Annotated in this window: 20 protein-coding genes; 12 read left to right on the top strand and 8 right to left on the bottom strand. The window is 65.4% G+C overall.

Going from position 1 to position 18,377, the window contains the following annotated elements; all coding sequences use genetic code 11:
* Window position 1: 1 nt before the first annotated feature.
* The 7 genes from I6F16_RS13350 (at window position 2) to I6F16_RS13320 (ending at window position 6,639) form a co-directional block, all read left to right on the top strand.
* Window positions 2-319: a proton-translocating transhydrogenase family protein gene (locus tag I6F16_RS13350; RefSeq protein ID WP_035998681.1), complete on the top strand. Its 318-nt coding sequence runs from the start codon at window positions 2-4 to the stop codon at window positions 317-319.
* Between the two features lie 39 nt (window positions 320-358).
* Window positions 359-1,756, top strand: a complete 1,398-nt coding sequence (locus I6F16_RS13345) for an NAD(P)(+) transhydrogenase (Re/Si-specific) subunit beta (RefSeq protein WP_057028050.1) — start codon at window positions 359-361, stop codon at window positions 1,754-1,756.
* A gap of 211 nt (window positions 1,757-1,967) precedes the next feature.
* Window positions 1,968-2,765, top strand: a complete 798-nt coding sequence (locus tag I6F16_RS13340; protein ID WP_225112987.1) for an alpha/beta fold hydrolase — start codon at window positions 1,968-1,970, stop codon at window positions 2,763-2,765.
* Window positions 2,766-2,769: 4 nt separating this feature from the next.
* On the top strand, window positions 2,770-4,197 hold the full coding sequence (locus I6F16_RS13335; RefSeq protein WP_225112935.1) for a sodium:proton antiporter: 1,428 nt from the start codon (window positions 2,770-2,772) through the stop codon (window positions 4,195-4,197).
* 48 nt (window positions 4,198-4,245) lie between these two features.
* Complete coding sequence (locus I6F16_RS13330; protein ID WP_035998688.1) at window positions 4,246-5,343, top strand: ionic transporter y4hA; 1,098 nt, start codon at window positions 4,246-4,248, stop codon at window positions 5,341-5,343.
* A gap of 12 nt (window positions 5,344-5,355) precedes the next feature.
* Entirely contained in the window at window positions 5,356-5,640 is a 285-nt protein-coding gene (locus I6F16_RS13325; RefSeq protein WP_035998690.1) for a cupin domain-containing protein, read from the top strand.
* 93 nt (window positions 5,641-5,733) lie between these two features.
* The gene (locus I6F16_RS13320) at window positions 5,734-6,639 is read left to right on the top strand and encodes a hypothetical protein (protein ID WP_036021950.1); all 906 of its coding nucleotides are present in this window, start codon (window positions 5,734-5,736) and stop codon (window positions 6,637-6,639) included.
* 26 nt (window positions 6,640-6,665) lie between these two features.
* Here the strand turns inward: I6F16_RS13320 and I6F16_RS13315 are convergent, their stop codons facing one another.
* Window positions 6,666-7,316, bottom strand: coding sequence for a tetratricopeptide repeat protein (locus I6F16_RS13315; protein WP_074447704.1), 651 nt, complete (start codon window positions 7,314-7,316; stop codon window positions 6,666-6,668).
* 101 nt (window positions 7,317-7,417) lie between these two features.
* Window positions 7,418-7,714, bottom strand: a complete 297-nt coding sequence (rpsU, locus tag I6F16_RS13310) for a 30S ribosomal protein S21 (protein WP_008546194.1) — start codon at window positions 7,712-7,714, stop codon at window positions 7,418-7,420.
* A 259-nt stretch (window positions 7,715-7,973) separates the two neighbouring features.
* On the opposite strand from rpsU, the gene aqpZ reads away from it, so the two are divergent.
* Entirely contained in the window at window positions 7,974-8,696 is a 723-nt protein-coding gene (aqpZ, locus tag I6F16_RS13305) for an aquaporin Z (RefSeq protein ID WP_035998714.1), read from the top strand.
* Between the two features lie 42 nt (window positions 8,697-8,738).
* On the opposite strand, the gene I6F16_RS13300 is transcribed toward aqpZ, so the two are convergent.
* Window positions 8,739-9,845, bottom strand: a complete 1,107-nt coding sequence (locus tag I6F16_RS13300; protein ID WP_036021959.1) for a 5-(carboxyamino)imidazole ribonucleotide synthase — start codon at window positions 9,843-9,845, stop codon at window positions 8,739-8,741.
* The gene (gene purE, locus I6F16_RS13295; RefSeq protein ID WP_036021962.1) at window positions 9,842-10,330 is read right to left on the bottom strand and encodes a 5-(carboxyamino)imidazole ribonucleotide mutase; all 489 of its coding nucleotides are present in this window, start codon (window positions 10,328-10,330) and stop codon (window positions 9,842-9,844) included. Before purE ends, I6F16_RS13300 begins: the two co-directional genes overlap by 4 nt.
* Before the next feature lie 142 nt (window positions 10,331-10,472).
* Between purE and I6F16_RS13290 the strand changes: the two genes are divergently transcribed.
* On the top strand, window positions 10,473-11,180 hold the full coding sequence (locus tag I6F16_RS13290; protein ID WP_225112934.1) for a GGDEF domain-containing protein: 708 nt from the start codon (window positions 10,473-10,475) through the stop codon (window positions 11,178-11,180).
* Window position 11,181: 1 nt separating this feature from the next.
* Here the strand turns inward: I6F16_RS13290 and I6F16_RS13285 are convergent, their stop codons facing one another.
* The 3 genes from I6F16_RS13285 to I6F16_RS13275 form a co-directional block, all read right to left on the bottom strand.
* The gene (locus I6F16_RS13285) at window positions 11,182-11,433 is read right to left on the bottom strand and encodes a hypothetical protein (RefSeq protein ID WP_036021965.1); all 252 of its coding nucleotides are present in this window, start codon (window positions 11,431-11,433) and stop codon (window positions 11,182-11,184) included.
* 22 nt (window positions 11,434-11,455) lie between these two features.
* Complete coding sequence (locus tag I6F16_RS13280; RefSeq protein WP_035998725.1) at window positions 11,456-11,674, bottom strand: hypothetical protein; 219 nt, start codon at window positions 11,672-11,674, stop codon at window positions 11,456-11,458.
* A 131-nt stretch (window positions 11,675-11,805) separates the two neighbouring features.
* Window positions 11,806-12,012 (bottom strand): DUF465 domain-containing protein, encoded by a 207-nt coding sequence (locus I6F16_RS13275; RefSeq protein ID WP_008546179.1) that lies wholly within the window; start codon window positions 12,010-12,012, stop codon window positions 11,806-11,808.
* Between the two features lie 330 nt (window positions 12,013-12,342).
* Between I6F16_RS13275 and I6F16_RS13270 the strand changes: the two genes are divergently transcribed.
* Window positions 12,343-12,525, top strand: a complete 183-nt coding sequence (locus I6F16_RS13270; RefSeq protein WP_008546178.1) for a DUF465 domain-containing protein — start codon at window positions 12,343-12,345, stop codon at window positions 12,523-12,525.
* A 146-nt stretch (window positions 12,526-12,671) separates the two neighbouring features.
* Here I6F16_RS13270 and I6F16_RS13265 read toward each other — a convergent pair whose 3' ends face one another.
* Complete coding sequence (locus I6F16_RS13265) at window positions 12,672-13,796, bottom strand: NAD(P)/FAD-dependent oxidoreductase (RefSeq protein ID WP_036021966.1); 1,125 nt, start codon at window positions 13,794-13,796, stop codon at window positions 12,672-12,674.
* Window positions 13,797-13,998: 202 nt separating this feature from the next.
* Between I6F16_RS13265 and I6F16_RS13260 the strand changes: the two genes are divergently transcribed.
* Together I6F16_RS13260 and I6F16_RS13255 are read left to right on the top strand one after the other, a co-directional pair.
* On the top strand, window positions 13,999-16,683 hold the full coding sequence (locus I6F16_RS13260; protein WP_036021968.1) for an EAL domain-containing protein: 2,685 nt from the start codon (window positions 13,999-14,001) through the stop codon (window positions 16,681-16,683).
* A 138-nt stretch (window positions 16,684-16,821) separates the two neighbouring features.
* Window positions 16,822-18,294 carry a glycerol-3-phosphate dehydrogenase gene (locus I6F16_RS13255; RefSeq protein WP_225112933.1) on the top strand — a complete coding sequence of 491 codons (1,473 nt, stop codon included), beginning with the start codon at window positions 16,822-16,824 and terminating at the stop codon, window positions 18,292-18,294.
* Window positions 18,295-18,377 lie beyond the last annotated feature (83 nt).

Genomic DNA, 18,377 nt, shown 5'->3' with positions numbered 1-18,377 from the left:
CATGGAGCACGCTGCACAGGTCGTCGACCCCTTCATCTTCCGGCTGTCGATCTTCGTCCTCGCCGTCTTCGTCGGCTATTTCGTGGTGTGGTCGGTGACGCCCGCGCTGCACACGCCGCTGATGAGCGTGACCAACGCGATCTCCTCGGTGATCGTGGTCGGCGCGCTGCTCGCCGTCGGCGTCGGCATGGTTTCGAGCGGCTCGGGCTGGGCGCGCGGCTTCGGCTTCGTCGCGCTCGTCTTCGCCTGCGTGAACATCTTTGGCGGCTTCCTTGTCACCCAGCGCATGCTGGCGATGTACAAGAAGAAGTCGAAGTAAGCGGCCACCTCGGGCTGAAGGGATCAATGGGGACCTGAGATGAGCGCCAATCTCTCTGCATTCTTGTATCTCGTGGCGGGGGTGCTGTTCATCCTGTCGCTGCGCGGGCTGTCGAGCCCGGCAACCTCGCGCCAGGGCAATCTGTTCGGCATGATCGGCATGGCGATCGCGGTCGCCACCACGCTGGCGAGCCATCCGCCGGCGGATGGCGTGGCCTGGGTCCTCGTGATCCTCGCGGTCGCGATCGGCGGCGGCATCGGCGCGGTGATCGCCCGCCGCGTGCCGATGACCTCGATGCCGGAACTGGTCGCCGCCTTCCACTCGCTGGTCGGCATGGCCGCGGTGCTGGTCGCTGCCGGCGCGTTCTACGCGCCTGAGGCCTTCGACATCGGCAAGCCTGGCGCCATTCATGCATCAAGTCTGGTCGAAATGTCGCTCGGTGTCGCCATCGGCGCGCTGACCTTCACCGGCTCGGTGATCGCGTTCCTGAAGCTGTCCGCGCGCATGAGCGGCGCGCCGATCATCCTGCCGGCCCGTCACATCATCAACATCGCGCTGGCCGTGGCGCTGGTGTTCTTCATCGTCCGTCTCGTCCTCACCGGCGGCGCGTTCGACTTCTGGATGATCACCATCATCGCGCTGGCGCTCGGCGTGCTCATGATCATCCCGATCGGCGGCGCCGACATGCCGGTCGTGATCTCGATGCTGAACTCCTATTCCGGCTGGGCCGCCGCGGGCATCGGCTTCACGCTCGGCAACTCCGCGCTGATCATCACCGGCGCGCTGGTCGGTTCCTCGGGCGCGATCCTGTCCTACATCATGTGCCACGCGATGAACCGGTCCTTCATCTCGGTCATCCTCGGCGGCTTCGGCGGTGAGACCGCGGCGGCCGGCGGCGCCACGGGCGAGCAGAAGCCCGCCAAGCTCGGCTCGGCGGACGATGCGGCCTTCATCATGAAGAACGCCTCCAAGGTCATCATCGTGCCCGGCTACGGCATGGCGGTGGCGCAGGCCCAGCACGCGCTGCGCGAGATGGCGGACATGCTCAAGAAGGAAGGCGTCGAGGTGAAATACGCCATTCACCCGGTCGCCGGCCGCATGCCCGGCCACATGAACGTGCTGCTGGCCGAAGCCAACGTGCCCTATGACGAGGTGTTCGAGCTCGAGGACATCAACTCCGAATTCGCGCAGGCCGACATCGCCTTCGTGATCGGCGCCAACGACGTCACCAACCCGGCGGCCGAAGAGGACAAGACTTCGCCGATCTACGGCATGCCGGTGCTCCAGGTCTGGAAGGCCGGCACGGTGATGTTCATCAAGCGCTCGCTGGCCTCTGGCTATGCCGGCATCGACAATCCGCTGTTCTACCGCGACAACACCATGATGCTGCTCGGCGACGCCAAGAAGGTCACCGAGAACATCGTCAAGGCGATGTGACGGGGGGAGGGACCGTGGCCATCAATTAGGAATGGCACCAGTCCCGTCGCATGCCGCCCAAGGCGTGCGCGAGCAGCGCGTCGCCTGGCACGCTGCCCACAAGGCGGCGTGCAGCTGCCGCGACGTTCCGGCGAGCCTGCGACCGACGTCATGAAATTGCTGCGGAGCCGTCGCAAGCCCTAGTCTCAAGCGAGGGAGCGGCCGCGCAATGATGAGCATTGTCAAGTGGATCGCCATCGTGCTCCTGACCGTCTATTGCGCCGGTCTCCTCGTGCTGTACGTCCGCCAGCGCGAGATGCTGTTTCCGATCCCGCCCGCCGGCCGCACCGCACCCGATGCTGCGGGCCTTCCCGAGGCGCAAGAGCATGTCCTGACCACGTCTGATGGCGAGCAGGTCATCGTCTGGCACGTGCCGGCCAAGCCCGGTCGTTCCGTGATCCTCTACTTCCACGGCAATGGCGATTTTCTCGCCGGCCGCGTCGGCCGTTTCAAGGCGATGACTGCCGACGGCACCGGCCTCGTTGCGCTGTCCTATCGCGGCTATGGCGGCTCGAGCGGGATGCCGAGCGAGCAGGGCCTGCTGCGCGACGCTGCAGCCGCCTACGCGTTCACCACCGCGCGCTATGCGGCGGAACGAATCGTCGCCTGGGGCTTTTCGCTCGGGACGGGCGTCGCGGTCGCGCTCGCCTCGGAGCATCGCGTTGGAAAACTCATCCTGGAGGCGCCCTATACGTCGACAGCCGACATTGCGGCGTCATCGTTCCGGTTCGTTCCGGTCCGCCTTCTGATGCGCGACCCTTTCCATTCGGACCAGCGCATGTCGCGCGTCACGGTGCCGCTGCTCATCATGCATGGCACCAATGACCTTGTCATTTCGATCGTCTTCGGAGAGCGTCTGTTCGCGCTCGCCCGCGAGCCCAAGCGGTTCGTTCGCATCGAGGGCGGCGGGCACGACGATCTCGATCAATATGGCGCGATCGAAACGGCGAGAGGCTTCATTGGCGGCTGACGGCTTGGCTCAACGTTACATCCCCGCGCTCGCCGTCTCCTGCTTGACGCTTCTGCCGCAGAATGCGCTTGCCGCGACCGGCCTCGATGGTGCGGCGATGCGCTGGCCCTATGCGCTGCCCTTTGCCGGCTTGTTGCTGTCGATTGCAATGGGGCCGCTGCTGTTGCCGAAGATCTGGCATCACCATTACGGCAAGATCACCGCTGCCTGGTCGCTGCTGGCGCTCGCCGCGCTCGTCGTCTTTGCCGGCGGCGCGGCGACCTTGGCGGCGCTGGTCCATGCCATGCTCGCCGAATATCTCGGCTTCATCGTGCTGCTGTTCGCTCTCTATGTCGTGGCCGGCGGCATCCTCATCACCGGCGACATCAAGGGCACGCCGGCGGCGAATGTCGGCATCCTCGCCCTCGGCACGCTGGGGGCGAGCATCGTCGGCACCACGGGTGCCGCGATGATCCTGATCCGCCCCTTGATCCGCGCCAACCGGCAGCGGCGCCACAACACCCATGTCGTCATCTTCTTCATCATCCTGGTGGCCAATGTCGGCGGCGCGCTGAGCCCGCTCGGCGATCCCCCGCTGTTCGTCGGCTTCCTGCATGGCGTTGACTTCTTCTGGACCACGCGGACCATCTGGTTGCAGACCGCACTCATCGCCGTCCTGCTGCTCGCGATCTTCGCCGTCGTTGACGTCTGGCGCTTTCGCAGTGAGCCGCCGCCCGCCGACACAGGCCGGGGAGAGCCGTTGCGCATCCGCGGCCTCGTCAATCTGGTGCTGATCGCAGCCATCGTCGCCAGCCTTCTCGCTTCGGCGATGTGGAGGCCCGACATTGCCTTCGACATTTTCGGTACCAAGCTGGAGCTGGAGGACGTCGCGCGCAACCTGGCGCTGCTGGCCATCGCGGCGCTGTCGGTGTGGCTGACGCCCGACGAGCACAGGCAGGCCAACGGCTTCACCTGGGAGCCGATCCGCGAGGTCGCAAAACTGTTCGCGGGCATCTTCGTCGCCATCATCCCGGTCATTGCCATGCTCAATGCCGGCCATCACGGCGCGTTCGCCTGGCTGCTGTCGGCGGTGACGGCGCCGGATGGCGCGCCGCGCGAGGTCGTTTATTTCTGGTTCACCGGCCTGATGTCCGCGTTCCTCGACAATGCGCCGACCTATCTGCTGTTCTTCGAGCTCGCCGGCGGCAATCCGCAGGTGCTGATGCATCAGCTCTCGGGCACGCTCGCCTCGATCTCCATGGGAGCGGTCTACATGGGAGCACTCACCTATATCGGCAACGCGCCGAACTTCATGGTGAGCAGCATCGCCCGCGAGAACGGCGTCGCGATGCCGAGCTTCTTCGGTTATCTCCTGCGCGCCGGCGCCGTGCTGATCCCGCTGTTCCTGTTGCTGACGTTCCTGCCGGTCGCACCGATCCTGCACTGGCATTGAATCCGCCGGCCGATTTGCTATTGCTCGCTTTCGTAGTTGGAGCCGATGATGAGCGCGCATGATCCGATGCCCCGGTCGGCCTGGGTCTTTCCGGCGCTGGCCCTGCTGTTGTTCGCAGCCGTCAGCGCCACGGATTACGTCTTCACGCTGTCGTTTGGCGGTCTTCTCTTCACCGTCGTCCTTCTGGTCATCCTGTTCGGCACGGTGTTCGCGGCGGTTCATCATGCCGAGGTGATCGCGGAGCGGGTCGGCGAACCCTACGGCACGCTGGTGCTGACGCTCTCGGTGACCATCATCGAGGTCGCGCTGATCACCACGATCATGCTGGGCGACAAGCCTGCCCCGGCACTGGCGCGCGACACCGTGTTCGCCGTGGTCATGATCGTCTGCAACGGCCTCGTCGGGCTCTGCATCTTCATCGGCGGCCTGCGCTATCGCGAGCAGGGTTTTCAGCTCTCCGGCGCCAACGTCTATCTCAGCGTCCTGTTCGCGCTCGCGACCATCACGCTGATCCTGCCGAACTACACCACCACCACGCCGGGGCCTGTCTATTCGGCGGTCCAGCTCGGCTTCGTCGACGTGGTCACGCTGGCGCTCTATGCGGTGTTTCTCTACACCCAGACGGTCCTGCACAAGGATTACTTCGTCCACGAGCGGGCGTACGCCGGCAGCGGCGAGGTGCATCTGTCGGGCAGGATGCTGGTGCTCAGCGTCGTGCTGCTGCTGATCGCGCTGCTGGCGGTCGTGCTGCTCTCCAAGAAATTCTCGCTGGTGGTCGACGCCGTCGCGGCCAAGATTGGCGCGCCGCCGGCCTTTGCCGGGCTTCTGGTCGCGCTTCTGATCCTGATGCCGGAAGGCGTCGCGGCCGTCTCGGCGGCCCGCCAGAACGACCTCCAGAAGAGCATCAACCTCGCTCTGGGATCGTCGCTGGCGACCATCGGCCTGACCATTCCTGCCGTCGGCGTCGCCACTTACGCGCTCGACAAGGAGCTCGAGCTCGGCCTCGGCGCCCAAGGCAGCGTGCTCCTGCTGCTGACCTTCTTCCTGAGCATGCTGACCTTCGGCACGGGCAGGACCAATGTCCTGTTCGGCCTGGTGCATATGGTGGTATTTGCCGTCTACGTGTTCATGGTTTTCGTACCCTAGAAGGAGCTCCCGGTGCTTGCCGCCCAGTCCGAGGTTCAGGTCGACAACGAAGAGGTCCGGGTGACGGAATGGCGGCTTGCCCCCGGCAGCGCCACCGGCCATCACACCCATGGCATGGACTATGTGATCGTTCCGCTCGCCGCCGGCGAGATGACCATCGTCGCGCCCAATGGCGAAAGGTCCAAGGCGCAGCTTGCCGCCGGGAAATCCTATTTCCGCAAGGCCGGCGTCCAGCATGACGTACTTAACGAAACCTCAACTGAGATCGTGTTCCTTGAAATTGAGCTGAAACGCTAGGGTCGCGCCACCGTTTGCCATCGATCCGTCGCAGTTGATCCCTCACAATGCCCTAAAGTTCCCGCATCAGGTCGCGCGGGGAGTGTGGTCGGAATGCTGAAATACCTCGCAAAAATTTCGATGGATATTTTCCCCTCGGTGCTCGCGACGATCATCGGGGCCTACATCGTCAATCATTACATCAACGCCAAGCCGGCCGCCGACACCCCAGCCGCCGTGACCGCGCCTGCCCAGACCGGCAGCGACGGCAAACCCACCGATACCGCCAACCTTCCCGCCTCCGGCGTCAAGGCCAAGGGCATCCCCGAGAAGAGCGTGACGGACAAGGCGGCGGTCGAGAAGCCGGTCGATCATCCGCCGGCCGCCGAGACCAAGGCCGCAGACGTGGCTCCCGCTGACACCGGTCCGCGCGGACGTCCCTCTGCCCGCGACAAGGCCGCGGCGAAATCCGCACCGGCGGCTTCTGCTCCCGTGGTTGAGGCCAATTCGGCCCCGACGGCGGCTTCCGCGGCTCCCGACGCCAACGATCTGGCGCGTGCTGCGATCGAGCGCCTGCGCAAGTCGCCCGAGGGCAAGGCTGCCGAGGCCAGGTCGTCGGAAACCAAGCCTGCCGAGGCTCGCGCGTCGGAGACCAAGCCGGCTGAGCCTGCGGTGCGGGACGCCGCCCGCACGCCGGAGGCCCCGCGGGTCGTGAATGTGGAGCCGTCTCCAGTCCGTCCGCTGCCGCCGCCGATCAATGTCTCGACGCCCTCACCCGAGGCCTATGGCAATGGGGGCTCCAATCCGCCGTACACGGCCTCGATCGGCAACGATGATCCGAATCGGGTGACGCCGCCGGCCGACATTCCCGTGCCGGTCATCGCACCGCCGCTCGACCTGCGTGCCGATGCGGGCGCCGCCCTGCCTCGGCCGAAGAAGACCAATGTCGCCGACGAGATGCTGTCGGGCATGAAGTCGATGTTCAACGCCGTTCTGCCCAAGAGCGCCACGCCCGACTAGAACTCCGCTCAGCCTGCGCCAAACCGTCAGCCGCCGACGCGGGCGAGACCGCTGCGAGCGGGTTCGTCGCGTGGACGAAGCGCAACCGCCTTGGTGTAGGACGCCGCCGCCTTGGCTTTGTCGCCCAGGCGCTCATAGACCTGACCGCGCGCGGTCCAGACCTGGGCATTGTTCGGATCGGCCTCGGAGGCTTCGTCGAGATCGGCTGCGGCCTCCTTGACCTTGCCGAGCGCGAGATAGCTGTTGGCGCGGCCCAGCAGCGGCTCGGCCTTTTGCGGGTTGAGTCCGCTGGCGGCGCTGAAATCGGCGATCGCGAAGTCGTGCTGGTTGTTGCCCTGGTAGATCAGGGCGCGGCCATAGAGCGCCTGCGCATTGTAGGGATCGAGGCCGATCGCGCGATTGAACTCGTCGAGCGCTGCCGCGGCCTCGCCTGACTTCGCCAGAGACTGAGCCTTCGCGGTATGGGCCTGGGCTTCGGTGACGTTGCCGGCGCTCACCGCGCTCTCGGCCGGCGCGGCGGCCTTGGGGGCCTCCTGCGGCTTGTCCTTCTCCGGCATCAGTGATCCCAGATCGAACGAGCAGCCGCCCAGCACGATCCCCGTCAGGGCCGCCGCGAGCGGCGGCTGCCAGATCCGGCGCCGTCGCGGAAGGCCGCGCTGGGAGAAAGGGGAGGCCATCTACGGTTGGCTCGCGCTAGAGCTTGATCCGACAAGTCCTCAAAACAATAACGCGGGCCCGGGGCCCGCGTCATCGAAAACTAAAGTCTTGCTGAATCGGCTCAGCGCGGTCCGCGCGGACCTGCACCGGGGCCGCCACGACCGCCGCGATCACCGCCCGGGCCGGCGCCGAACACCGGCTTCGGCTTCATCGGCAGCAGGCCTTCGCGCTGCAGCTTCTTGCGGGCCAGCTTGCGCGCGCGGCGCACGGCCTCGGCCTTTTCGCGGGCCTTCTTCTCGGAGGGCTTCTCGTAATGACCGCGGAGCTTCATCTCGCGGAAAATTCCCTCGCGCTGCATCTTCTTCTTCAGCGCCTTGAGGGCTTGATCAACATTGTTATCGCGAACGAGAACCTGCACGCGGCATCCTCTTCAGGTGGATCGGATTTGAATTCTGGTAAGTCAAAGGGGATGGCGAAACGCGCAAGCCCTTAACCTTGAGCGCGCGGATGTATCAGACAAAACCGCAGATGTCCACCGGCCAAGCGGATTTTCGGGCCAAGTTCGGCCATTAAATGCGGCGAAAATACCTCCATGCGGCCCCGATTTGGGCGATTTGGCGCCGAGGACGGGGCCGCACCGGAGCTTTGTTCCGGAATCTTTGCAATGAGGGACTACAATGGACATCAAAAAATATGCTGCCGAAGCCATCGGCACCTTCTGGCTGACATTCGCGGGCTGCGGAAGCGCGGTGATCGCCGCCGGCTTCCCGCAGGTCGGGATCGGGCTGGTCGGCGTGTCCCTGGCTTTCGGATTGAGCGTCGTCACCATGGCCTACGCGATCGGCCACATCTCCGGGTGCCATCTGAATCCGGCCGTCACGGTCGGTCTCGCCGCCGGCGGCCGCTTTCCGGCCGGCCAGATCCTGCCTTATGTGATCGCCCAGGTGGCGGGCGCGATTGTCGCCGCATCGCTGCTCTATGTCATTGCGAGTGGGGCGCCCGGCTTCGACGTCAGCAAGGGCTTCGCCTCCAACGGCTATGGCGCGCATTCGCCCGGTCAGTACAGCATGATGGCCGGCTTCCTCACCGAGGTGGTGATGACCATGATGTTCCTGTTCATCATCATGGGGGCGACCCATGGGCGCGCGCCGGCGGGTTTCGCTCCGCTGGCGATCGGGCTCGCGCTGGTGATGATCCACCTCGTCAGCATTCCCGTCACCAACACCTCGGTGAACCCGGCGCGCAGCACCGGCCCGGCGTTGTTCGTCGGCGGCTGGGCGCTGTCGCAGCTGTGGCTGTTCTGGGTCGCGCCGCTGATCGGCGGCGCGCTCGGCGGGGTGATCTATCGCTGGCTCAGCGAGGAGCCCAGCGGCGTCGTTGCGGGCGTGAAGACGGCGTAGTCACAATCACCCGGCGGGATTGCAGCTCTTGCTGCGATCCCGTCACTTGTCCCGGGGCGGCCTGACTTCTGTCACGTGGCCCATCTTGCGGCCGGGGCGCGGCGCGCCCTTGCCGTAGATGTGCACGGTCGCGCCCGGCACGCTCAGCCACTTTTCGTAATCGTTGATCTCGTCGCCGATCAGGTTGGTCATGGTGACGACCTCGCCGTGGCGCACCGGCTTGCCGAGCGGCCAGCCGGCGATGGCGCGGATGTGCTGCTCGAACTGTGAGACGGAGGCGCCGTCGAGCGTCCAGTGCCCGGAATTGTGCACGCGCGGCGCGATCTCGTTGACCAGCACCTTCGGTCCGGTGCCGCCTGCCAGCACGAACATCTCGACCGCGAGCACGCCGACATAGTCGAGCGCGCTTGCGATTTTGCTCGCGATGCTGCGCGCCTCCTCGGCGAGCGCGTCAGGAATCGGCGCGGGCGCACGCGATATCTTCAGGATGTGGTCGCGGTGCTCGTTCTCGGTGACGTCGAAGCACTCGACCTCGCCCGTGGCCGCGCGCGCGGCGATCACGGAGATCTCGCGCTCGTAGGGCACGAAGGCCTCCAGGATCGCCGATTTGGTGGCGAGGCTGGTCCACACCTTCGCGATGTCGTCGCCCTCGCGGATGATGGCCTGGCCCTTGCCGTCATAGCCGAAGCGGCGGGTTTTCAGCACCGCTGGAAGGCCGATCCTGGCGATCGCCTCGCGCAGCGAGGAGACGGAGGTGACGTCGGCGTAGGCGGCAGTGCCGATCCCGAGCTTCGTCACGAAATCCTTCTCGGCGAGCCGGTCCTGGGTCGTCTCGAGGATCTTGCGGTTGGGCAGCACCGGGCGGCGCGCGTCCAATACCAGCGCGGCTGCCGCCGGCACGTTCTCGAATTCGTAGGTGATGACGTCGACATCATGCGCGAACAATTCGAGCGCCTCCACGTCGGCATATTCGGCGCAGGTCGCGTTCAGCACGACGTCGAAGGCCGGTGAATCCGGATCGGGCGAGAACACCTGGCAGCGCAGGCCGAGTCGCGCCGCGGCCATGGCAAGCATCCGGCCCAATTGTCCGCCGCCGAGGATTCCGATGGTGTCACCGGGCTTCAGCTTCACGTGCCTGGTGTCCGTCACGCCTTGTCCTCCGGCCGCTCGGCGACCGCCTCGGTCTGGGCCTTGCGCCAGGCGGCGAGGCGATCCGACAGGGCGGGGTCGGACAATGCCAGCACGGCGGCTGCCAGCAGCGCGGCATTGATCGCGCCGGCCTTGCCGATGGCGAGGGTGCCGACCGGAATGCCCGCGGGCATCTGGACGATCGAATAGAGCGAATCGACGCCCCTGAGCGTCTTGGATTCGACGGGAACACCAAACACAGGGAGTTCCGTCAGCGCCGCCGCCATGCCGGGCAGATGGGCCGCGCCACCGGCGCCGGCGATGATAATCTTGTAGCCTGCGGCCTTGGCACCCTTGGCGAATGCGAACAGCCGGTCGGGCGTGCGGTGGGCCGAGACGATGCGGCTGTCGGCAGCAATGCCGAGCGCGTCAAGCGTGTCGGCGGCGTGCCGCATCGTGTCCCAGTCCGACTGGCTTCCCATGATGATGGCGATCGGCGCGGTCATGACGTCAATTGTGCCCAGAAAAACAGAGAGATAGGCCAGATTAATGATTCCGGCCGGCGGCTCGCAAGGCGGTGGCAAGGAGAAGGGAATCCACTATCCTGTCTTGGTGAATCCCCGCAAGCCTTCATTGAGCACGATGCCCATGAAGAAACCGAAAAGGGCGAGCCCTGCGAAGGCCAGAAAGGGCCGGAACATGAGCGCCGCCCGATCCAAAGCCGTTTCGAGCCGCGCGGCCAAACCGGCCTTGCGCAGAGCGCCGGCTGCCGATGACGGCAAGGCGATCATCCGCGGCCTCAGGAGCAAGCTCAAGGCGGCCCTGTTGCGGATCTCGGAGCTCGAGGCGGCCGCCGATACCGATTTCCTGCTCGGGATTCCCAACCGGCGCGGTTTCGAGCGCGAGCTCGCGCGCGCCATCGCCTATATGAAGCGCTACCGCGCCAGCGGGGCGCTGATCGTGCTCGACGTCGATCGGCTGAAGCCGATCAACGATTCCTTCGGTCATGCCGCCGGCGATGAGGTGCTCAAGGCGATTGTCGCCACGCTGACGCGACAGATCCGCGCCTCCGACGTGGTCGGCCGGCTCGGGGGCGACGAGTTCGCGCTGCTGCTCTGGAATCTCAGCGAGACCGATGCGAAGGTCAAGGCTGCGGCCTTGGAGCAGGCGATCGACGAATTGTCATTCGTTTTTCGCGGCCAGCACGTGGCCGCGGGCGCCTCGGCCGGCGTCGCGCTGCTCGGTCCGCAATCCGCTGCAGGCCGCGCCCTGGAGGAGGCGGATGCCGCCATGTATGTGCGCAAGGCGAGCCGCCGGCACGAGCCGCGGATCAGGCTGGTCGGCGGCGAGCGCTAGTCTAGAGGGTGGCAAGATCTTCCGGCACGTTGCCGAACTTGCGCAGCAGCGTCGCGTCGCCGAATTCGCCGGTCATGGGATCGCCGCTGCGGCTGAACGCGATCGCGCCGATATGGCCGGCGCCGCGCGCCAGCATCTCTGCGCGTCGCAGCGCCGCCGTCGAGGACTGACACTCCTCTGCAGCGCCTGCGACGGGTGATCCGTCGTCATCGATCAAGAAGGGCATTGCAACGTAATAGGTCACATCCGACATGGCGTTGCTCCAAGGTTGAAGATTATGCGGCGCTGCTCTTGCTCCGCATCTTGCTGCGCGAGATCTCCGGAATGCAGCCGGCTGAAATCGCCGCCTGCAATTCCTCCAGCTCGGCTTCCAGATATTCGTTGGCCATGATCAGCGCCTTGATGGTGCTGCGCAGATTGCCGTCGCACATCGCGATCGCCTGATCGCAGGCCTGTTCGTAATGGCTGTTGTCGAAAAGGGCGGTTGCCGACATCTGCGTTGTCCTCGTGTGTTGTCCTTGAGCGTTCTCTGAGGTGTTGGGGCGCCCGCGAATGTTCCTATTTTGTTCTTATTGAGTCAAGCGGATTCGGAAGCGGCGGGGCGCCGCGCAAGACCGGCTCACGGTCAGGCGATGATGTCGGGGGTGATCTGGTCTTCGATGAACGCGATGCGGTCGCGCAACAACAGCTTGCGCTTCTTCAGGCGCTGTAACCGCAACAGGTCGGGGGCGGGCGATTGATGCAATGCATCGATCGCCGCATCGAGATCTCGGTGTTCCTGCTGCAACCGGGTGAGCTCGGCTTCGAGCTCACGCTCATCTTCATTGGTCATGTCTGCGGTGGCCGAAAACCGATAGGCGTGAGATCCGGGCTGTGGATGCCCTGTGGAAATTATCGTCCTTGCGCCGCGTGATCGCAAGCGATCTGCGATCCCTCGTCCCCGATCTCCAGCAACATATTTCTGCAGGGAGCTGCGGCGGTGCGTCGGCGTATTGATATCATGGATTTTTCCGGCGTGGTTCCCTTAGTCACGCTTCGTTACATATGAACTTTCAAAAATGACGCTGCAACGACGGATACCCATCGACAGGACGAATCGGTGATGTAGACTTGGTTGTCCGGATCGAATCCTAAAGGTTCAACCCTACCGAGGAGGTTTCGAATGACAATTCAGGCACATCTCGTTGAATTGGAACGGAAGCACAAACTTCTCGAAAACGAATTGCACGAAGCTCTCGTGCACCTTTCAACAGACGACCTGCAAATTGTTGAGTTGAAGCGCCGGAAGTTGATGGTCAAGGACCAGATCGAGCGTCTGAAGCAATCTGGCGACACGCTCCACTAGTAACCCCCGTGACAGTGTAGAGTTGATCACGTCCTTCACGCAGGGATGAGAGCATCCGTGCTCATCCCTGCTGCAAGGTGTGTACCGTGCAACACGGTTGTGCGGCGCTCACTCTTGCTTGGACCCGTGGCTCTCGACGCGCACACCTATCCGCTTCTCGAAACACTGTCGATATCTGCGAGCTCGGCGACGTGATCGGCGATCGCGAGCGAGGACGTCAGTCCCGGCGATTCGATGCCGAACAGATTGATCAGGCCTGCAACGCCGTGATCGCGCGGGCCCTGCATCAAGAAATCCTGCGTGGCCACGGCCGGCGGCACGATCTTCGGGCGGATGCCCGAATAGCTCGGCATCAGCGCGCCGTCAGGCAGCGTCGGCCAGTATTTGCGGATCGCGGGATAGAAGCGCTCGGCGCGTGACGGATCGACCTCGTAGTCGATCGTCTCGATCCATTCGACGTCAGGCCCGAAGCGCGCCTGTCCTGCCATGTCCAGCGTCAGGTGCACGCCCAGGCCGCCGGGCTCGGGCACCGGATAGATCAGGCGCGAGAACGGCGCCCTGGCGTTGCAGCTGAAGTAGTTTCCCTTGGCGAGATAGGCCGGCGGAATCCGGTCCAGCGGCATGCCGTCGATGCTGCGCGCCACATGCGTTGCCGACAGCCCCGCGGCGTTGACGAGGAGGCTGCATTGCAGCGTCATCGGTGCCTCGCCGCCGGCATCGATCTCGATGAGGCCGGCCGCCGCCTTGGCACGGATCAGCGGGGTGTGAAACGCGAAAGCTGCGCCGGCGTCCTCGGCTTCGCCGCGCAGCGAGAGCATGTAGGAATGGCTGTCGATGATGCCCGTCGACGGTGACAGCAGCGCGGCGTCGCAGGCGAGCGCCGGCTCCAGCGCGCGTGCGGCCTCGCCCGAGAGCAGCTGCATGTCGAGCACGCCGTTGGCCTCGGCATGCGCCTTGATCGATTGCAGCTTCTCGGTCTCCTTCGGGCTGGTCGCGACGATCAGCTTGCCGCAATTTTTGTGCGGGATGCCGCGCTCGGCGCAGTAGCGGTACAGCGCGTGCTTGCCTGCCACGCACATGCGCGCCATCCAGCTCCCGGCCCGGTAGTAGATGCCGGCATGGATCACCTCGCTGTTGCGCGAGGAGGTGACGGTGCCGATCGCCTCGGCTTCCTCCAGCACGATCACCTCGCGCCCGGCCTGGGCGAGCTTCCGGGCCACCGCGAGCCCGACCACGCCGGCTCCGATGACGACGCAATCGACCCTATCCATGGTTGTGCAGGAGACCAGTTGGAAGCACCGGTGGCGCACGGTCCGGATGCGGCGGCGCAGGCGGGGCTTCCGTTAAGAAGTCGTTTATCATGTCAGGGCAATTGCCGCATTTTATGTCACATTATTCTGTTGTGCCCACAGGCGTTTACCCGATCCAAACCCGCGAGGCCAGACAATCCGACGTTGAAATCGCGGGTGGCTGATGGCTGAGAAGAACTGGCACGTGGGCAGCACGCTTTCGATTGCTGTGCACGCCCTCCTATGCCTGGCCGTTACGGGCGCGCCTGCGCGCGCCTTTGCGGCATCGGACAGCCTTGCCGTTCCGGGCGATCCCACCAGGCTTGATCCCGGCGTGATCTGGGAAGCCCTCATCGCGGGCATCGTGGTCTGCTCGTTCCTCGCCGCGATCGGGCTGTGGATCCATTCCTCGCTGCGCCGGTCCAGCCGTTTGCAGCTGCGTCGCAACGCCTTCATCTCCTCCGCCATGAACAACCTCAACCAGGGCGTGGTGATGACGGATGCGCAGCGCCGCGTCATCTTCTGCAATGACCGCTATCTCGAGATCTATGGCCTGACGCGATCCGACCTCCGGCCCAACATGACCGGTTGCGACATCCTGAGGCTGCGCCGCGAGCGCGGAGTGCTCGGCGTCACCGATGACGAATTTTACCAAAAGGCATCGAGCGCCAATGGCCTGACCACGGAACTGCCGGACGGACGGGCTATCCTGGTGAAGTATTTCGTGTTGCCGAACGGCGGCTCGGTGGCGACCCATCTCGACGTCACCGAGCAGCGCAACCTGTCGCGGCAGCTCGCCTCCACCAAGCAGTTCCTGGAATCGGTGCTCGATCATGTGCCGGCCTGCGTGGCGGCCAAGAACATCGAGGACGGCTGCTACATCTTCGCCAACAGCGCCTATGAGAAGTTCTGGGGATTGTCGCGGGACTTCGCCGTCGGCAGGAATGCACGGGAGCTGTTTGCGTCGGCCTCGGCGGCCAGCATCGAGGCCGCTGACCAGGCCGCGCTCAATTCGCCGGATGGCCAGCACCGCAATGAGTTCGAGGTGGATCGTGCCGGCGCGCGGCGCATGGTCGCCTCGATCCGGATCGTGGTCCGCAACGAGAGCAACAAGCCCGAATTTCTGCTCATCCTGTTCGAGGACATCACCGACCGCCGCTCGCTGTCGCAGGAGCTGGAGAGCACCAAGAAGTTCCTCGAGCTCGTGGTCGACAACATCCCGGTTGCGCTGATCGTGGAGCAGGTCAAGGACGGCCGCTATCTGCTCGCCAACCGCAGCGCGGAGACGATCCTCAACCGCAGGCGCGAGGAAGCCACCGGCCTGACCGCGTCCGACATCTTCAACGCCAAGGAGGCCAAGCTGATCGTCGCGCGCGACGAGGCCGCGATCAAGAAGCGCGGGATGATCACCGAGGAGCATCCGATCTCCACCAAGGGCGGCCTGCGGCTGTTCCTGACCCGCCGCGCCACTGTGGTCAACGATGCCGGCGAGCCGCAATATCTGATCAAGACCCACGAGGATGTCACCGACCGCCGGCAGACCGAGTCGCGCATGGCGCACATGGCCTATCACGACGGCCTCACCGATCTGCCGAATCGCGCCGCCTTCCTGCAGGCTCTGACCCAGATGATCGAGGCTTGCGAGGGCACCGGCGAGGAGTTCGCCGTGCTCTGCGTCGACCTCGACGGCCTCAAGGAGGTCAACGACGTCTTCGGCCATGCGCTCGGCGACAAGCTCCTGATCGAGGTCGCCCATCGGCTCCAGGATTCCGCACGCGGCGGCGTGGTGGCGCGCCTGTCCGGGGACGAGTTCGGCCTGATCATCGACGGCAAGCAGCCCGAGGCCGGCCTCGCGCTGGCGCAGCAGATCGGCGAAGCCGTCGCGAAGGATTTTCAGATCGACGGCCGGCCGGTCCGCGCCGGCATCACCACGGGCATGTCGGTCTTTCCCCACAATGGCACCGATGGCGCCTCGCTGCTCGCCAATGCCGGCGCGGCGCTGTTCCGCGCCAAGCAGAAGTCGCGCGGCACGATCAGCCTCTACCAGCCCGAGATGGACCAGCAGATCCGCGACCGCCGCGTGCTGCACCAGGACCTCTCCATGGCGGTCAAGAACGGCGAGCTCTCGCTCGCCTTCCAGCCGCAGGGGGCCGCGGGCCACAGCGTCGCCGAGAGCGAGATCATCGGCTTCGAGGCGCTGGCGCGCTGGCAGCATCCGGTGCGCGGCCAGGTTTCGCCGGCCGAATTCATTCCCATCGCCGAGGAGAGCGGCCTCATCGTCGAGATGGGCGAGTGGATCCTGCGCGAGGCCTGCCGCGAGGCGGCGTCCTGGCCGAAGCCGCTGCAGGTCGCGGTCAATCTGTCGCCGGCGCAGTTCATGCACGGCGACGTGGTCGGCCTCGTCCATTCGATCCTGATCGAGACGGGCCTCGCACCCGGCCGGCTCGAGCTCGAGATCACCGAAGGTGTTCTGATCGAGGATTTCGATCGCGGCCTTGCGCTGCTGCGCCGCCTGAAGGCGCTCGGCGTGCGCATCTCCATGGACGATTTCGGCAGCGGCTATTCTTCGCTGAGCTATCTCCAGGCGTTCCCGTTCGACAAGATCAAGATCGACCGCGCCTTCATCATCAATCTCGGCCGCAACCCGCAATCGGCGGCGATCGTGCGCGCCGTCATCGACCTCGGCCACGGCCTCGAAATGTCGATCATCGCCGAGGGCGTCGAGACGCTCGACCAGCTCGCCTTCCTCGCCAAGGAAGGCTGTGACGGGGTGCAGGGCTATCTGCTCGGCAAGCCGTTGCCGATCGGCAAATATGCCGGGCTCGTCGGCCGCGCCGAAGCCATGGAGCTTGCGCTGAAGACCGGTTAGAGCGTTTTCGAGCGAAGTGGACAGCGGCTCGCGTCAAGAAAACGCGTCAGAATATGAATCTAGAGCCACCGTTCCGATTTCATCGGAACGGAAATCGCTCTAGTGGATGGGAGTGCTTCGCTCCCATTCGACGGCTTCATGGCGGATTACGACCTCGCGATCATCGGCGGCGGCCTGAACGGCGTCAGCCTCGCCCGCGATGCGGCGGGCCGCGGCCTGCGGGTGATCCTGTTCGAGCAGGGCGATCTCGGCGGCGCGGCGTCGTCGGCCACACCGCGGCTGATCCACGGCGATCTCTCGGTGCGGGAGCGCCGCGGCTTTTGGCGGGTGCGCCGGGCACTGGCCGAGCGCCGGACCTGGCTCGCCATCGCGCCGCATCTGGTGCGGCCGATGCGTTTCGTGATTCCTGCACATGTGGACGAGCGTCCGCCGTGGCTGCTGCGGGCCGGCCTGTTTCTTTATGACGTCCTCGCCGGCCGGAGCGGCCTGCCTGGATCGACGACCCTCGATATCACCCATCACCCGGTCGGCAACGCGCTGAAGCGCCCGTTCGGCACGGCGTTCGAATATTCGGACTGTATCGTCGACGATTCCCGGCTTGTCGTGCTCACGGCGCTGGACGCCGCCGAGCGTGGTGCGACGATCCGGACCGGGGCGCGCTGCGTACGTGCCGACCGAACCGACATCTGGCGGCTCGCCGTGGTCGATCGCGGCCACCGCCGCTCCGTTACAGCAAGGGCGCTGGCCAATACCAGTGGCGGCTGGACCTCGATCGTCGCGGAGACCGTCCTGCGCCAGCCGCAGCCCGCCGCGACGGCCATGCAGATGAGCCAGATCATCGTGCCCAGGCTGTTCGATTCAGACAATGTCTACGTGTTCCAGAACAGCGACGGCCGACTGATCTTCGCAAGCCCGTTTGAGCGCGCGTTCACGCTGATCGGCACAGTCACGCACGATTTCACCGGCGACCCCGCCATCGTGGCGGTGCGAGGGGCCGATGTCGGTTATCTCTGCGAAGCGGCGAGCCGCTACTTCCGCGAGCGCGTCGCCCCGACCGACGTGGTCCGGGCGGTCTGCGGCGTCAATCTGAGACCGGCGTCCGCGCGGCAACGCGAGGGCACAACCCTGTTCCACGCGCGCCGGCGCAAGGCACCGCTGATCACGATGTTCGGCGGCGACCTCACCACCGCGCGCCGGCGCGCCGAGCGGGCGGTGACGAGGCTGACGCCGTTCTATCCGATGTCGCCGCCCTGGACCGCCGGCGCAGCGCTGCCAGGTGGAGATTTCGCCTGGGATCGTTTCGACACCGAGGTCGACCTCGCACGCGAGCGCTGGCGCTTTCTGTCCGAGCCGGAAGCCCAGCGCCTGGTCGCGGCCTACGGCTCGCGATTGGCGGCCGTGCTCGGTGAAGCAAGGACGCGCAAAGAGCTTGGCCCAGCCTTCGGTCCCGAACTGACCGGCGCGGAGGTGCGATATCTCATGACCTGCGAGTGGGCGCGTTTTCCGGATGACGTTCTGTGGCGCCGTTCCAAGCTGGGCCTGACAATGCCTGCGGCGGACCGTGAGGCGCTGGCGGCGTTCATGGCGGATCTGAGCCGGTCACTGGTGTAGCCCGGATGGAGCGAAGCGAAATCCGGGAGAGTCTCTGCGCCGGCGAACAGCCCCGGATTCCGCTTCGCTCCATCCGGGCTACG

It is taken from the genome of Bradyrhizobium sp. IC4060, assembly GCF_020193715.1.
GTDB classification, from domain to species: domain Bacteria; phylum Pseudomonadota; class Alphaproteobacteria; order Rhizobiales; family Xanthobacteraceae; genus Bradyrhizobium; species Bradyrhizobium yuanmingense.
The sequence above is the reverse complement of the archived record's forward strand: the minus strand, read 5'-3'. Positions and strand labels throughout refer to the sequence as shown.

What these genes read in the sequence shown, in the direction of transcription:
- I6F16_RS13315 (WP_074447704.1), bottom strand. Translation starts at nt 7,316, where the DNA reads ATGGCCTCCCCTTTCTCCCAGCGCGGCCTTCCGCGACGGCGCCGGATC.
- purE (WP_036021962.1), bottom strand. Translation starts at nt 10,330, where the DNA reads ATGACCGCGCCGATCGCCATCATCATGGGAAGCCAGTCGGACTGGGAC.
- I6F16_RS13340 (WP_225112987.1), top strand. Translation starts at nt 1,968, where the DNA reads ATGAGCATTGTCAAGTGGATCGCCATCGTGCTCCTGACCGTCTATTGC.
- I6F16_RS13320 (WP_036021950.1), top strand. Translation starts at nt 5,734, where the DNA reads ATGCTGAAATACCTCGCAAAAATTTCGATGGATATTTTCCCCTCGGTG.
- I6F16_RS13350 (WP_035998681.1), top strand. Translation starts at nt 2, where the DNA reads ATGGAGCACGCTGCACAGGTCGTCGACCCCTTCATCTTCCGGCTGTCG.
- I6F16_RS13290 (WP_225112934.1), top strand. Translation starts at nt 10,473, where the DNA reads ATGAAGAAACCGAAAAGGGCGAGCCCTGCGAAGGCCAGAAAGGGCCGG.
- aqpZ (WP_035998714.1), top strand. Translation starts at nt 7,974, where the DNA reads ATGGACATCAAAAAATATGCTGCCGAAGCCATCGGCACCTTCTGGCTG.
- I6F16_RS13255 (WP_225112933.1), top strand. Translation starts at nt 16,822, where the DNA reads ATGGCGGATTACGACCTCGCGATCATCGGCGGCGGCCTGAACGGCGTC.
- I6F16_RS13275 (WP_008546179.1), bottom strand. Translation starts at nt 12,012, where the DNA reads ATGACCAATGAAGATGAGCGTGAGCTCGAAGCCGAGCTCACCCGGTTG.
- I6F16_RS13285 (WP_036021965.1), bottom strand. Translation starts at nt 11,433, where the DNA reads ATGTCGGATGTGACCTATTACGTTGCAATGCCCTTCTTGATCGATGAC.
- I6F16_RS13330 (WP_035998688.1), top strand. Translation starts at nt 4,246, where the DNA reads ATGAGCGCGCATGATCCGATGCCCCGGTCGGCCTGGGTCTTTCCGGCG.
- I6F16_RS13270 (WP_008546178.1), top strand. Translation starts at nt 12,343, where the DNA reads ATGACAATTCAGGCACATCTCGTTGAATTGGAACGGAAGCACAAACTT.
- I6F16_RS13280 (WP_035998725.1), bottom strand. Translation starts at nt 11,674, where the DNA reads ATGTCGGCAACCGCCCTTTTCGACAACAGCCATTACGAACAGGCCTGC.
- I6F16_RS13265 (WP_036021966.1), bottom strand. Translation starts at nt 13,796, where the DNA reads ATGGATAGGGTCGATTGCGTCGTCATCGGAGCCGGCGTGGTCGGGCTC.
- I6F16_RS13260 (WP_036021968.1), top strand. Translation starts at nt 13,999, where the DNA reads ATGGCTGAGAAGAACTGGCACGTGGGCAGCACGCTTTCGATTGCTGTG.
- I6F16_RS13345 (WP_057028050.1), top strand. Translation starts at nt 359, where the DNA reads ATGAGCGCCAATCTCTCTGCATTCTTGTATCTCGTGGCGGGGGTGCTG.